The organism is Paludisphaera sp., assembly GCF_037189885.1.
Classification (GTDB): Bacteria; Planctomycetota; Planctomycetia; order Isosphaerales; family Isosphaeraceae; genus Paludisphaera.
Map to the genome: position 1 here is coordinate 18,124 of NZ_JBBCIR010000016.1, position 13,100 is coordinate 31,223.

The 13,100-nt window shown below is 71.3% G+C and carries 14 protein-coding genes; 9 read left to right on the forward strand and 5 right to left on the reverse strand.

Annotation, left to right across the window (positions count from 1 at the left end; all coding sequences use genetic code 11):
• Positions 1–40: 40 nt before the first annotated feature.
• Both WG209_RS06865 and WG209_RS06870 read right to left on the reverse strand, forming a co-directional pair.
• A complete protein-coding gene (locus tag WG209_RS06865; protein ID WP_337174279.1) occupies positions 41–1,849 on the reverse strand; it encodes a hypothetical protein in 1,809 nt (602 codons plus the stop codon).
• Positions 1,850–2,050: 201 nt separating this feature from the next.
• Positions 2,051–3,064, reverse strand: coding sequence for a trypsin-like peptidase domain-containing protein (locus WG209_RS06870; RefSeq protein ID WP_337174280.1), 1,014 nt, complete (start codon positions 3,062–3,064; stop codon positions 2,051–2,053).
• Between the two features lie 314 nt (positions 3,065–3,378).
• On the opposite strand from WG209_RS06870, the gene WG209_RS06875 reads away from it, so the two are divergent.
• On the forward strand, positions 3,379–4,152 hold the full coding sequence (locus WG209_RS06875) for a hypothetical protein (RefSeq protein ID WP_337174281.1): 774 nt from the start codon (positions 3,379–3,381) through the stop codon (positions 4,150–4,152).
• Between the two features lie 27 nt (positions 4,153–4,179).
• Here the strand turns inward: WG209_RS06875 and queC are convergent, their stop codons facing one another.
• Entirely contained in the window at positions 4,180–4,887 is a 708-nt protein-coding gene (gene queC / locus WG209_RS06880; RefSeq protein WP_337174282.1) for a 7-cyano-7-deazaguanine synthase QueC, read from the reverse strand.
• Positions 4,888–5,094: 207 nt separating this feature from the next.
• Here queC and rpmA point away from each other — a divergent pair, with 207 nt between their 5' ends.
• The 5 genes from rpmA to WG209_RS06905 all read left to right on the forward strand — a co-directional run bounded on the left by rpmA (position 5,095) and on the right by WG209_RS06905 (position 8,520).
• Positions 5,095–5,346, forward strand: a complete 252-nt coding sequence (rpmA, locus tag WG209_RS06885; RefSeq protein WP_337174283.1) for a 50S ribosomal protein L27 — start codon at positions 5,095–5,097, stop codon at positions 5,344–5,346.
• 122 nt (positions 5,347–5,468) lie between these two features.
• Positions 5,469–6,593 (forward strand): GTPase ObgE, encoded by a 1,125-nt coding sequence (gene obgE, locus WG209_RS06890; protein WP_337174284.1) that lies wholly within the window; start codon positions 5,469–5,471, stop codon positions 6,591–6,593.
• Positions 6,594–6,595: 2 nt separating this feature from the next.
• Entirely contained in the window at positions 6,596–7,357 is a 762-nt protein-coding gene (locus WG209_RS06895) for a type III pantothenate kinase (protein ID WP_337174285.1), read from the forward strand.
• Positions 7,354–8,205 carry a pyrroline-5-carboxylate reductase gene (proC, locus tag WG209_RS06900; RefSeq protein ID WP_337174286.1) on the forward strand — a complete coding sequence of 284 codons (852 nt, stop codon included), beginning with the start codon at positions 7,354–7,356 and terminating at the stop codon, positions 8,203–8,205. Before WG209_RS06895 ends, proC begins: the two co-directional genes overlap by 4 nt.
• Positions 8,206–8,220: 15 nt before the next feature.
• Complete coding sequence (locus tag WG209_RS06905; RefSeq protein WP_337174287.1) at positions 8,221–8,520, forward strand: hypothetical protein; 300 nt, start codon at positions 8,221–8,223, stop codon at positions 8,518–8,520.
• A 447-nt stretch (positions 8,521–8,967) separates the two neighbouring features.
• Here the strand turns inward: WG209_RS06905 and WG209_RS06910 are convergent, their stop codons facing one another.
• Positions 8,968–9,423: a hypothetical protein gene (locus WG209_RS06910; RefSeq protein WP_337174288.1), complete on the reverse strand. Its 456-nt coding sequence runs from the start codon at positions 9,421–9,423 to the stop codon at positions 8,968–8,970.
• Positions 9,424–9,702: 279 nt separating this feature from the next.
• Between WG209_RS06910 and guaA the strand changes: the two genes are divergently transcribed.
• Positions 9,703–11,265, forward strand: a complete 1,563-nt coding sequence (guaA, locus tag WG209_RS06915; RefSeq protein ID WP_337174289.1) for a glutamine-hydrolyzing GMP synthase — start codon at positions 9,703–9,705, stop codon at positions 11,263–11,265.
• A gap of 74 nt (positions 11,266–11,339) precedes the next feature.
• On the opposite strand, the gene WG209_RS06920 is transcribed toward guaA, so the two are convergent.
• On the reverse strand, positions 11,340–11,828 hold the full coding sequence (locus WG209_RS06920; RefSeq protein WP_337174317.1) for a MaoC/PaaZ C-terminal domain-containing protein: 489 nt from the start codon (positions 11,826–11,828) through the stop codon (positions 11,340–11,342).
• A 198-nt stretch (positions 11,829–12,026) separates the two neighbouring features.
• Here WG209_RS06920 and WG209_RS06925 point away from each other — a divergent pair, with 198 nt between their 5' ends.
• Together WG209_RS06925 and WG209_RS06930 are read left to right on the forward strand one after the other, a co-directional pair.
• Positions 12,027–12,677 carry a response regulator gene (locus WG209_RS06925; RefSeq protein ID WP_337174290.1) on the forward strand — a complete coding sequence of 217 codons (651 nt, stop codon included), beginning with the start codon at positions 12,027–12,029 and terminating at the stop codon, positions 12,675–12,677.
• 129 nt (positions 12,678–12,806) lie between these two features.
• Positions 12,807–13,067, forward strand: a complete 261-nt coding sequence (locus WG209_RS06930; protein WP_337174291.1) for a hypothetical protein — start codon at positions 12,807–12,809, stop codon at positions 13,065–13,067.
• Positions 13,068–13,100 lie beyond the last annotated feature (33 nt).

The window sequence follows — 13,100 nt, forward strand, 5'->3', positions numbered from 1 at the left end:
TCTGTCGGTCGATCGATCGTTCCGGCGGGATGGCCGACGATCAGGGGTTGGACTTCGGCAGGCTGAACCCGGTCTGGGTGAAGCCGTCGTCGTCCATCACGCTGTAGCTGCCGCTGAGGGTCAGGTACTTGGCGAAGACCTCGAAGTCCGGCAGCTTGTCCGGGTCGACGAGCTGCGGGATCTCGGGGGCGGGCTGGCCGGGGCGGCTGGCGGCCATGCCCTGCCGGAAAGCCTCCTCGAAGCGGCCGGACTTGAACATGTCATAGGTCAGGCGGGCCTGCTCGTCGGGCTTGACGAACGTCATGCCGCTGACCTTCTCCGGCATCTCCTTGGCGACCGTCTGGAACTCCGGGCTCTCCGCGAGCGGGACGACGCCGGGGCGGAGGAGCTGCTCCAGCAGCGCCGCGTCGGTCGTCATGAAGAGGGAGTCCTTGGCGACCGTCACGCTGACGGGGCCCTTGATCTGGGCCTGCACGCCGTTCTGGGCGGGCATCTCGGGCAGCTCGAAGTCGTAGATGGTGGAGCCCTGGAACTCGCGCTTCTTGGGGTTGGCGCGGGCCAGCTCGATCACCCGGTCGAGCGTCGCCTGGAACGCCTTGGCGTCCTCCAGGGCGACCGACACGACGACGCGCTGGCTATCCTCCTTGATCGGCTTCTTGAAGTCGCTGATCATGCTGATGCGGTCGCCGATCGGCCCGAAGACGTCCTTCTGGAACGACAGCGGCTGGCCCCCCTCGGGGCCGACGAGCTGCTGCTCCAGGACGTTCAGCATGCCCGGCTGGAACTGGTTGACCAGGTCCTCGATGGCCTTGTAGGCGTTGTCCAGGTCCCAGGAGAAGGTCTGGTAGCTGGCGACGGTGGCCGGGACCCAGGGCTCGGGGCGGACGGCGATCGGGGGGAACGAGAAGATCTTCAGCAGGCCCTTGATGCCGGCGGCGGGGGCGTTGAAGAACGTCTTGGTCAGGCTGCTGTAGCCGCCGGCGTTCAGCGACAGGCTGCCGCCGACCGACTTGAGGCCGTCGAGCCCCAGCGCCTGGATCTGGAAGGCGAGCTGCTGGGCCTGGACGTCGTTGCCGCGGGCGCCGGCCTGGGTGGCGAACTTGACGATCCGGGCGACGTCGGCGAACCAGACCACCTGGGCGGACTCGCCGCCGACCTTGCTCAGGGTCTTGACGTAGGCCTCGCCGGAGGCGAAGGCGGAGGAGCCGCGGCCGTCGGCGTTGGTCGCCAGGTCCTTGATCGCGTCGACGTTGCTGCCGAGCAGGAACGTGCTCCCGGACTGGGTCCAGACGACCGGCGGCGGGGCCTCCTGGTCGTCGCCCGGCTTGTCCGCCGGCGTGATCACGTGGAGCGGGTTCCCCTTGAAGGTCTCGACGACGACCTTGGCGCCGTTGTCGGCCGCCTGCTTGCCGCTCCGGACCAGGACCTCGGCGAGCTTCGGCGCGTTCTCGCCGGCGTCGGCGATGATCGCCAGCGAGACGGCCGACTTGTCCCCGGCGCCGGCGATCGCCGCGATGGCGACGGCGCCCTTGGGCAGCTCGATCAGCTCCTGGAGGGAGACGCCCACGCGCTCCTTGAGGGAGTCGCTGGTCGGCTTGATCTTCTCGACGAAGTCGGCGCGGAGATCCGCCAGGGCCGGGTCGGCGAGGAGCTGGCCGTAGGTGCTGGCGCGGAACGCCTCGCGGAACTGGCCGACGTCGGCGACCTTCAGGAAGAACAGCGTCGAGTCGGGCAGGACCTGCTCCGGCGGGGCCGCCGCGCGGACGCGGCCGACGGCCAAGCCGAGGCTCGTCACCCCGAGCAATCCGACGAGGGCCAGGCGAAGAATCGCCCCCTGGGCCTTAGGCATCGATCATCACTCCATTTTGCTGCCTGTCGCGCCACGGCTCACCGGCCGGGGGCGCGGAACCTGTCACGTCACGCGGCCCGCTGCCGATGACCATTGCTTCCCTTCCGCAAACGAACGCGCCGGGCCATCCCCTCGGGGACGCCCGGAGGGCCGACGGCGGTGACCGTCGGGCCCGTCCCTCGCGCGCGGCGCACCGCTCGCCTACCTCGCCTCGCCGGACTTGCCGATCAGGCCCTCCGGCTTCTCGCGCCGATGGCGTCGAGGAGGGTCGAGGTAGCGGTAGCCGCTGTTGGGGTTGGTCTTGTCGAACGCGAACGCCTCGCGGTGGCGGATGAAGTCCTTGACGTAGGCGACCGGGATGGCGAACCCGAGGTTGTCGGCCATGTCGGCCCGGGCCCCCCGGCTCGTCACCCCCACGACCTCCCCGCGCTGGTTGAACAGGGGGCCGCCGGAGTTGCCCGGGTTGATCGCGGTGTCGGTCTGGATGTAGAGCTGGCCTTCCAGGTTCCGGCTCCGATTGCTGACGATCCCCTGGGTCACGGTCCGCTCCATCCCCAGCGGGTTGCCCACGGCGAAGACCGAATCGCCCGAGTTCACCCCCTCTGTACCCAGGACGGCGTGGCCGGGTTTCACGCCCTCGGCCAGGGGGAGCTTGATCAGGGCGAGGTCGAAGAACGGGTTGATCGCGACGATCTCCACGTCCTCCACGCGCCGCCGCGACAGGCCGCCGCCGGGGGCGTTCTCGTAGAGGATGGCGGCGATCCGGGTCTCCCCCTCGATGACGTGCGCGTTGGTGATCGCGTAGCCCTCGTCGTTGACGAGGAAGCCTGAGCCCTTGCTCGACGGCGTCTCGATCGCCACGACGGCCTCGCCGTGCTTGGCGACCAGCTCCTTCACCGGGGCGGGGCGCAGGGTGCCGGTCGTGAAGAATCCCGAGGGGTCGGCCACGGTGGAGCCGGGCCTAACGACGACCTCGCCGTCGGCGTCCTCCCCCTTGGCCCGCCTCGCGACCGTCTCGCGGGGGATCTTCAGCAGGTCGTACCCGAGGTCGACGTACAGGGCCTCGGGCTTCTCGGCGACCACGTCCCCCACGACGCGCTGGCCGTCCTTCAGGGTGATCGTCTCGAACCCCTCGCTCGGCCCCTCCTCGGCCACGGCCGCCGCGACCATCATGACGAGGAGGGCGGCGCTCGTTGCAATCCCGCGGATCATCATGGGCGGCGAGTCCTTCGTGGGTTCGTCCCGTCTCGGCCCCCGGGGGCCGCGCCGCTTCATTGTAAGGGCCCGCGCAGGCGTTGCAACCCTGGCGATTCGCCCGGCGAGGCGGAAAATCGCCGCGCCACGCCGGCCGCCGCGGCCCGCCCGCCCGGGCGCCGGCTAAACTTGAAGTCGGCTTGACGGGCCTCGACCCTTCGGGATAGCTTCCGGGGCCGCACCCGGACGCGCCTCGCGACTCGGATCCCGTCTGCCGAACGTAACGCACTGGCTTCCGTCCCTCTCGCGGGACAAACACCTGGGGAGACTGTCCCGTGTCGATCCTCATTAGGCGGATCGCGCTCGCCCTGGCGCTCTCGACGACGGCCGCCCTCGCCCCGGCGCAGGAAGCCGCCCCCGAGATCCCCGGGCTCCAGCCCGACGACATGATCAAGCCCACGCCCGACCCGGCGCCCAGGCTGATCCCGGAACTGCCGACGATCCCCTGGCGGCACGACCGCGTCTCGTTCGGCTGGACCTCCATCCAGACCGCGCCCCTGCCCAGGGATCGCGAGGGGATCTGGGTCCTGGACTTCGCCTACAAGCCGCTGCGGATCCAGACCGTCGAGATCCCCGGCAAGGGGCGTCGCGCGGTCCACTACCTCTATTACAAGGTCGTCAACCGCACCGGGGCGCCCCGGCCCTTCCTCCCCCAGTTCATCATGGTGAACGAGCGCGGCCAGAAGTTCGAGGACGAGGTCGTCCCCGAGGCCATCCCGATCATCCAGGCCCGCGAGGACGTCAGCATCGAGGCCAGGGGCGCCGTCGACATCATGGGGACCATCCCCCCCAGCACCAAGGAGGGGGTCGACGACGCGGTCGTCGGCGTGGCCGTCTGGGACCGCTGGGACCCCTCGGCCGACCGCTTCAGCATCTACGTCCGGGGCCTCTCCGACGGCTACAAGGAGATCACCCCGCCCGACGGCGGCAAGCCGATCGTCCGCTACAAGACCCTCAAGATCGACTACATCCGCCGCGGCGACGAGCGCAACATCTCCGAGAACGAGATCGAGCCCGCCGACCCTCCGTACGACTGGGTCTACTGGTGAGCCGGCCCCCGCGCCCGCCGGCGGACCTCAGCCGGCGTAGGCGACCGGATCCTTCATCCCCAGCCTCTCGAACGCCGCGAGCCGGAGCCGGCAGGCGTCGCAACGGCCGCAGGAGAGGCCCTCGGGGGTCGGGTCGTAGCAGGTGTGGGTCAGGCCGTAGTCGACCCCCAATTCCAGGCCGCGACGGATGATCGCGTCCTTGGTCAGCTTCAGGAGAGGGGCGTGGACCGTGAACCGGCCCGCCCCCTCCACGCCCGCCCGGGTCGCCAGGTTCGCCAGGCCCTCGAACGCCCGCAGGAACTCGGGGCGGCAGTCGGGGTAGCCGGAATAATCGACGCAGTTGACGCCGATGAAGACGTCGAACGCCCCCAGCGTCTCGGCCCAGGCCAGGGCCAGCGAGAGGAACACCGTGTTCCGCGCGGGGACGTAAGTGATCGGGACCTCCCCGGGCGCGTCGGGCGCTTCGCGGTCCTTGGGCACGTCCACGTCCGCCGTCAGGGCGCTGCCGCCGAAGGCGCGCAGGTCGATCGCCATCTCGACGTGGCGGACCACGCCGACCGCAGCGGCCACCTGTCGCGCCGCGGCGCGCTCGACGTCGTTGCGCTGGCCGTAGGCGACCGTCAGGGCGTGGGGCGCGAACCCCGCCGCCGCGGCCTCGGCCAGCACCGTCGCCGAGTCCAGGCCCCCGCTCAGCAGGACCACCGCCGGACGCCGCTCATTCGCACCGTTTCCCACGCGACCCTCCCCCCGCGCCGCGACTCCCCCGCATCAGGGCTTGTCGGGCGGCCGTTCGTTCGGATAATCTACCATGATCGGCGGGGAACCGTCCGGCGCGGCCATGCCGCGCCATGACGGGCCCCGCCTCGTCGTCCCCGGCCCGGCCGGCTCGGACGAAACGGTCTTGCGGACGGATTTTCACATCGAGACAGGCAGGGTCGAGCGATGGCTCACAAAAAGGGACAGGGCTCCAGCCGCAACGGGCGCGACTCGAACCCCCAGATGCTGGGGATCAAGCTCTACGGCGGCCAGGCCGCCAAGCCGGGCGCCATCATCTGCCGCCAGCGCGGCACCCGCTGGAAGCCCGGCCGGGGCGTCGGCGTCGGCCGCGACTGGACGATTTTTTCGCTGATCGAGGGCAAGGTCAAGTTCGACCAGGGCGGTCGTCGCATCAACGTGATCGCCGACGCCAACTGACCCCGTCGCGGGCCCCGGGGCTCGGGCGGCGAATTTCCGGGAGGGCGGAGGCCTCGCGCGGGGCCCCGCTCTCCGTCCGTTCGATCGGGCCGTGAATTCTTGAGATCGGATCGAGTCGCCGCATGTTCGCGGATCGCGTGACCATCTACGTTCGTGGCGGGGACGGGGGCAACGGCTGCCTCAGCTTCCGGCGCGAGAAGTACGTCCCCAAGGGGGGCCCCAACGGCGGCGACGGCGGCGACGGCGGCGACGTGATCATCCGCGCGGCCGAGGGGCTGACGAACCTCGCCCACCTGTCGCACCAGCGGCACTGGAAGGGGGGCCGCGGCGAGCACGGCCAGGGGAGCAACTGCTTCGGCAAGCGCGGCGAGCCCGTCGTCATCACCGTCCCGCCGGGGACCATCATCCGCGACCGCGACCGCGGCCACGTCCTGCGCGACATGAAGGCCGACGGCGACGAGGTGGTCGTCGCCAAGGGGGGCCGCGGCGGCCACGGCAATACCTTCTTCAAGTCGTCCACCAACCGCGCCCCGCGCCAGGTCGAGAAGGGCCTGGAGGGCGAGGAACGCTGGATCGTCCTGGAGCTGAAGGTCATCGCCGACGTCGGCCTCGTCGGCCTCCCGAACGCCGGGAAGTCGACGCTGCTGTCGCGCATCTCCCGCGCCCAGCCGGAGATCGCCGACTACCCGTTCACCACCAAGTACCCGAACCTGGGGACCGTCGTCGTCGATATGGAGAACGCCTTCGTCGTCGCCGACATCCCCGGCCTGATCGAGGGTGCCCACTCCGGCCACGGCCTGGGGCACGAGTTCCTCCGCCACGTCGAGCGCACCGGCCTGCTCGTCCACCTGATCGAGGCGATCCCCGTCGACGGCTCGGATCCGGCGCGCAATTACGCGATGATCCGCGAGGAACTCTCCCACTACAGCGCCGCGCTGGCCACGAGGCCCGAACTGGTCGTCGTCACCAAGATGGACCTCACCGGCGCCGAGGAGGCGCGCGACCGGATCGCCCGCGAGATCGGCCGCGAGGTCTTCTCGATCTCGGCGGTCACCGGCAAGGGCGTCCCCCAACTCCTCCGCGCGATCCAGGGCAAGCTGGCCGAGAACCGCGAGGCCGAGGCAGAAGCCCAGGCCGAAGCCGAAGCCCAGGCGGCGGCCAGGGCGCGGGCCCAGGCAAGCCCTGGCCCCAGCCCCAGGCCCCAGGCCGCCCCGGCCTCTGTCGCGGTCCCTCCCGAGGGGGAGTGACCATGCCCCGGATCGTCGCCGACCTGGGGAACTCCCGGCTCAAGTGGGCGATGCTCGACGAGTCGGGCGCGCCGGGACCGACGGTCTCGCTGCCGCTGGACGACCCGACCGCCTGGGCCGTCATTTACGACGCCTGGCATCGTAACCTGCCGGGTGCCTCGTCGTGGGCCGTCTCCTCGGTCAACCCCCCCCTGGCCCGCCGCCTGGAGGCATTCCTGGCCGAGCGGAAGCCGGCCGAGGTGCGCTGGATCCGGACGGCCGCCGAGGTCCCCGTGCCTAAGGAAGTCGAGGGAGCCGAGACCGGCGGCTCCGATCGCGCCCTGGCCGTGCTGGGGGCGTCGAGGCTGCTGGGGGCAGGCCGGCCGATCCTGGTCGTGATGTGCGGCACCGCGATCACGGTCGAGCGCGTGACGGCCGCCGGAGTCTGGCAAGGGGGCGCGATCGCGATGGGCCTGGGCCTGTGCGCCCGCGCGCTCCATCACTTCACCGCGCAACTCCCGCTGATATCCCCGACCCTCGAATCCCCGGCCTGGGGGCGGTCGACCGAGCCCTCCCTGGAGGCGGGCGTTTTCTGGGGGACCGTGGGGGCCGTCCGCGAACTGATCGACCGCCAGCGTCCCGACCTGGGGGACGACCCGTCGGTCGTCTGGACCGGCGGCGACGCCCCCCCGCTGGCGGCGGCCGTCGAGGGGGCGACGGCGCGCGTCGTCCCCGACCTCGTGTTGCAAGGCCTCGTCCACGCCGCGTTTCCGAGCGAATCATGACGACTCCCGCCGCCGCATCGTCGCGCCTGGGCTCGCTCCGCTGGGGCTTCATCGGTTCGGGCCGGATGGCCTCGGCCCTGGTCCGAGGGATGATCCGCGCGGGGGTCGCCACTCCCGACCGCGTCGTCGCCAGCGACCCATATCCCGCCGCGCGCCACCAACTCGCCCGCGAGGCCGGCGTGGTCGTCCACGCGACGAACGCCCCGGTCATCGAGGCGGCCGACGTGGTCGTGCTGGCGGTGAAACCGCAGGGCATGGCGTCCGTGCTGGCCGAGATCGCCCCGCTGCTCGGGCCTCGTCACCTGGTCGTGTCGATCGCGGCCGGCGTGTCGATCGCGACGATGGCGAGGGCGCTGGGCGAGTCGACGCGCCTGATTCGCGTGATGCCGAACACCCCCGCGCTGCTGGGCGAAGGGGCGTCCGCCTTCTCGCTCGGCCCGGCCGCGACCGAGGCCGACGCCGAGGCCGTTCGCGTCTTCCTGGAGTCGGTGGGCCGGGCGGTCCGCGTCCCCGAATCGCAGCTCGACGCCGTCACCGGGCTCTCGGGGAGCGGCCCGGCGTTCGTCTACCTGATCGTCGAGGCCCTTTCCGACGGCGGCGTCCGCGCCGGCCTCCCCCGAGACGTCGCCACGACCCTCGCCGCCCAGACGGTCCTGGGCGCGGCGCGGATGGTCCTGGAGACCGGCCTGCACCCCGGCGCCCTGAAGGACCAGGTGACGAGCCCCGGCGGCACGACCATCGCCGGCGTCCAGGTCCTGGAACGCGCCGCCCTCCGCGGCGCGCTGATCGACGCCGTCGAGGCCGCCGCCCGCCGATCCGCCGAGCTGGCCGCGGCGGCGAAGGAGTAAAGCAAAGGAGGGATCATGGCGACCGCGACCCCGCCCACGGGCGAGAATGAAGTGGCGATCCTGGCCCGCCTCCTGGTCGATGAGGAGGGTGAACTCCCCGTCGACCTCGCGCGTTACCTCCTGTCGTTGCGGATCAGCGATCGCGACCGGGCTCGCATGCACGAGCTAGCCGTCCGGAACCAGGACGACGCCCTATCTCCCGCCGAGCACAAAGAAATGCACGCCTTCGCCAAGGCATCGACGCTCCTGTCCATCCTCAAGTCCAGGGCCCGCCGTTCGCTTGGCGTGAAAGCGCCGTCGCGCTCGGGATCTTGAACGCCGTGGATGCAAAGCTGGCGAAGTTGGTCTGGGAACGGGCGGCGAGTTGTTGCGAGTACTGCCGGACGCCTCAGGATTATGACGACGCCACGTTCGAGATCGACCACATCATCGCCCGCAATCACGCCGTCCCGACCACCGCGGCCAACCTCTGTCTGAGCTGCTATTACTGCAATTCGCACAAGGGCTCGGACATCGCCGGACTGGACGGCGTCGCCCGGAAGCTGACGCCGCTATTCAACCCCCGTCGGAACAAGTGGTCGAGGCACTTTCGCTGGGACGGGCCGGTCCTGCTGGGTCGCACGCCGATCGGTCGCGTCACCGTGGCCGTGCTTCGGATCAACGATGAGTACCGCGAGTACCGCGTCGAATTGCGCCGGGGGTTGATGGCGGAGGCCTCTTCCCGCCGGGATGAGAATGGGGCGCCTGGATCCGGGACCATCCTCACCCCCCCACGTTCGTCGCGGCGAGCTGGAAGATGGCGAAGATCAGGCCGACGAAGAACAGCAGGTAGATGAGCCGGTAGCAGCTCAGCAGCGAGGCGAGCGCGGCCATCAGGTGGGTGACGTCGCGGCCCTTGGAGTCGGCGACGCGGCGGAACTCGGCGCCGGCGCGGTGGGTCCAGATGCCGAAGACGATGAACAGCATCGTCAGGAACAGCAGTCCGACCTCGATCTCCAGGTATCGCGACCAGCGCTGGATCGCCGAGACGGCGAAGCAGAACCCCATGCCGACCATGAACAGGCCGGCGAAGCTCATCCGCGAGCCGAGGTCCTGGATGATGCGGCCCTCGGCCTCGTTGAACTCGTACTCCTGTCGGCCGCTGGTCTCGGCGGGCGACGCGGGCGAAGGGGCCTCGCCGGGCGTCGCGGTTCCTGCATCGTCCGGCGCCGTCGCCATCGTCGTCGCTCCCGTTCATGCGCGCCAGCCGTGCCGAGATGCCCGGCTTTTCCCCCGCATGTTACCCGACCCCGCGGCCCAAGGCGAGCCGGTGGATGGGACGGCCCCGCCGGCCGCACGGAGGCCGCGCCGAGGGCGTCCCGCCGTCCCAGCGTCGGGAAACCGCGGCCTGGCGGGTTTTCGGTGGTCGATCCGCGTGCTAAACTGACGATTTGCCGAGACCGCCGAGACGGCTCGCGGGCCCGGCCCATCCCTCGTCGCCGGGAAGACATGCCTAAAATGGAGCCTTCCGATCTCTCGTCGCGGCCGGTCCTGGTCCTCGACTTCGGCGCCCAGTACGTCCAGCTGATCGCTCGGCGCGTCCGCGAGCGCCACGCCTTCGCCCGGGTCGTCCGCCACGACATCACGCCGGAGCGGGTCCGCGAGCTGAATCCGCTGGCCCTGATCCTCTCCGGCGGCCCAAGCAGCGTCTACGAGACGGGCGCGCCGAAGTGCGACCCGGAGCTGTTCCGCCTGGGGGTCCCCGTCCTGGGGATCTGCTATGGGATGCAGCTGGCGGTGCAGGCGCTCGGCGGCAAGGTCGACGCGCCGCCGGCCCGCGAATACGGCCGGACCGATTGCCGCGTGCTCGACCCGGACGAGCCCCTCTTCCATGACGTCCCCCGCGAGACGGTCGTCTGGATGAGCCACGGCGACCAGATCCTCGACGCCGGGCCCGACTTCATCCCCCTGGCCGCCACCTCCACCTGCCCGATCGCCGCGGTCAAGCACCGGACCGCCCCGTTTTACGGCCTCCAGTTCCACCCCGAGGTCTCCCATACCCCCTACGGGGCGTTGATGCTGGGCAACTTCCTCGACCGGATCTGCGGCAACCCCCGCGCCTGGACGATGGAGGCGTTCATCGAGAACGCCGTGGAGCGGATCCGAGGCCAGGTCGGCGCGGACCAGCGCGTCGTCTGCGGGCTCTCCGGCGGCGTCGACTCCGCCGTCTGCGCCGCGCTCCTGGCGAAGGCGCTGGGGGACAGGGTCGTCTGCGTGTTCGTCGACACCGGCCTGCTCCGCGGCGGCGAGCGCGCCCAGGTGGAGGACGTCTTCCGCGGCCACAGCGACGCCGAGCTGCGGGTCGTCGACGCCGCCGGCGCCTTCCTGAAGGCCCTCGCGGGCGTGACCGACCCCCAGGAGAAGCGACGCAGGATCGGCCACACGTTCATCGAGGTCTTCCGCGAGGAAGCCCGCTCCATCCCCGGGGCGCACTTCCTGGCGCAAGGGACGCTCTACCCGGACGTCATCGAGAGCGGCGGCGAGCCCGACGGCCCCGCGGCCACCATCAAGATCCACCACAACGTCGGGGGCCTGCCGGCCGAGCTGGGCTTCGAGCTGATCGAGCCGCTGCGCGACCTGTTCAAGGACGAGGTCCGCCGCCTGGGCCTGGAACTCGGCCTGCCGGACTCGCTGGTCTGGCGGCACCCCTTCCCCGGCCCCGGGCTGGCCGTCCGCTGCCTGGGGGAGGTCACCGCGCCTCGGCTGGAGGTGCTCCGCCAGGCCGACGCCATCTTCCTGGACGAGCTGCGGGCCGCCGGGCTGGAGCGCCAGACCGCCCAGGCGTTCGCCGTGCTGCTGCCGGTCCAGTCGGTCGGCGTGATGGGGGACGCGCGGACGTACGAGAACGTCGTCGCCATCCGGGCCGTCGAGACCGAGGACTTCATGACGGCCGACTGGTCCCGCCTCCCCCACGACCTGCTGGCCCGGACCTCCACCCGGATCATCAACTCGGTGAAGGGGGTCAATCGCGTGGTCTACGACGTGACCAGCAAGCCCCCCGGGACCATCGAGTGGGAGTGAGGCCGGGACGCCGGGAATCCCCCGGCGTCGGCCCCGGATTTGCTTGTGATCCGTCCCTCGTCGTCGAGGGTCGGTCAATCCGGGGATGGCCCCGGCTCGGGCTCGCGGCGGGGGCGGGCCCGGACCAGGCTCTGGGTCAGCCCCTCCTGGACCGCGCGGCCATCCTGGTCGACGAGCCGACGCCGCCAGACCACGACGGCCCGTCGGCCGCGCGCCTGGGGCTCGATCGACTCGACCGTGGAGAGGACCCGGATCGTATCACCAAACCCGATGGGGAGCAGGAATCGCCACTCCAGGACGGCCAGGAACGCGAGGGTGTCCACCCGGGGCGCCGCGGAGGCCAGCCCGGACATCAGCGCCAGGCCCAGCAGGCCGTGGGCGACCGGGCGGCCGAACGGCCCCTCGGCGGCGGCCCAGGCGTGGTCCACGTGCAGGGGGTTGAAGTCGCCGGAGAGCCCCGCGAACGCGGCCACGTCGGCCTCGGTCACGGTCCGTCCCGGGCTCTCCCATTCGTCGCCGACCGTCAGGTCGTCGTATCCCAGGACCGTCGCGCGATGTCGCATCACCTTCGAGAGACCCCCTGACGAGACGATCGGCCGGCGAGCCCGCGGCGCGGCGTCGCGTCGCGGCCCGGCGGGGCGACCGGAGCCGCGCCGGGATCCGAGTGTATCCGGTACGCCTTCAAGGCGGAAGCGAGAGCGAGGCCCGCGCGAGGTACGCCCGGGCGCCCAGCGACAGCGAGCGGAGGGGGAGGAGTGAGCATGTCACGGCCGTATCGTTTCGTGATCGCCGACGATGAGAAGGCGGTCGCCGCCGGGTTGCAGAACCAGCTCGAGTCGCTGGGGTACGAGGTCGCCGCGGTGGTCCACGACGGCCGCCGCGCCGTCGAGCTCTGCCGGCGGCTCGCCCCCGACGCCGTCTTCCTGGACATCGAGATGCCCGGCCTCGACGGCCTCGCCGCGGCCCGGCAGATCGCCGAGGATCCCGGCACGCCGGTCATCATCGTCACCGCGCACGGGCACCCCAACCTGATCGACCAGGCGGTCGAGGACGGCGTGGCCTCCTACCTCCTGAAGCCCATCACCACCCCCAGCCTCCAGGCCGCCGTCGAGGTCGCCGTGGCCCGCGCCCGGGACCTCCAGACGCTGCAGGAGGACGTCGACCAGCTCAAGACGACCCTCCGCGAGCGCAAGCTCATCGAGCGGGCCAAGGGCATCCTCATGACCCGCAAGCAGCTCAGCGAGACCGAGGCGTTCCGCCTGCTCCAGCGCCAGAGCCAGGACCGCCGGGTGCCGATGGCCAAGCTCGCCGAGTCCATCATCCAGACCGACGAGCTGCTCGACTCCGCCGGCCAGGCCGCCGTCCCCCCCCGGCCGGCGCGCCGCCCGGCCGACCCGCCGGACTTCGAGTGAGTTGACCCCGGGCGGCCGTCTGGTTAGGCTCGACGAGGACCCGGGGGGTCGCCGCGGCGCGGCCGCCCCGGGGGCCAGACGGAGGATCGTCCGCCCCCTCGCTTCATCGCGGGTTTTAAGGATGAAGTCATGATGACGCATGCCATGAGAGCCGACCTCTTCGGGCCCGGGCCGGTCAAGACCCATCGCGACCTCGCCACCTACATCCGGGGCCACGTCGACCGCGCCGCCAACGGCCGGATCCGCGACCTGGAGGTGGAGTACAACGACGACCGCATCCTCCTCCGCGGCCGGTCCAGCACCTACCACGCCAAGCAGGTGGCGCAGCAGGCGGTGCTGGACCTCACCGACGGCCATCCCCTGCTGGCCAACCAGATCGTCGTCGCCTGAGCCCCTCGGCCGGATCCCCGGCCCGTCCGCAAC

What these genes read in the sequence shown, in the direction of transcription:
- WG209_RS06930 (WP_337174291.1), top strand. Translation starts at nt 12,807, where the DNA reads ATGATGACGCATGCCATGAGAGCCGACCTCTTCGGGCCCGGGCCGGTC.
- rpmA (WP_337174283.1), top strand. Translation starts at nt 5,095, where the DNA reads ATGGCTCACAAAAAGGGACAGGGCTCCAGCCGCAACGGGCGCGACTCG.
- WG209_RS06865 (WP_337174279.1), bottom strand. Translation starts at nt 1,849, where the DNA reads ATGCCTAAGGCCCAGGGGGCGATTCTTCGCCTGGCCCTCGTCGGATTG.
- obgE (WP_337174284.1), top strand. Translation starts at nt 5,469, where the DNA reads ATGTTCGCGGATCGCGTGACCATCTACGTTCGTGGCGGGGACGGGGGC.
- guaA (WP_337174289.1), top strand. Translation starts at nt 9,703, where the DNA reads ATGGAGCCTTCCGATCTCTCGTCGCGGCCGGTCCTGGTCCTCGACTTC.
- WG209_RS06925 (WP_337174290.1), top strand. Translation starts at nt 12,027, where the DNA reads ATGTCACGGCCGTATCGTTTCGTGATCGCCGACGATGAGAAGGCGGTC.
- WG209_RS06895 (WP_337174285.1), top strand. Translation starts at nt 6,596, where the DNA reads ATGCCCCGGATCGTCGCCGACCTGGGGAACTCCCGGCTCAAGTGGGCG.
- WG209_RS06905 (WP_337174287.1), top strand. Translation starts at nt 8,221, where the DNA reads ATGGCGACCGCGACCCCGCCCACGGGCGAGAATGAAGTGGCGATCCTG.
- WG209_RS06910 (WP_337174288.1), bottom strand. Translation starts at nt 9,423, where the DNA reads ATGGCGACGGCGCCGGACGATGCAGGAACCGCGACGCCCGGCGAGGCC.
- WG209_RS06920 (WP_337174317.1), bottom strand. Translation starts at nt 11,828, where the DNA reads ATGCGACATCGCGCGACGGTCCTGGGATACGACGACCTGACGGTCGGC.
- WG209_RS06870 (WP_337174280.1), bottom strand. Translation starts at nt 3,064, where the DNA reads ATGATGATCCGCGGGATTGCAACGAGCGCCGCCCTCCTCGTCATGATG.
- proC (WP_337174286.1), top strand. Translation starts at nt 7,354, where the DNA reads ATGACGACTCCCGCCGCCGCATCGTCGCGCCTGGGCTCGCTCCGCTGG.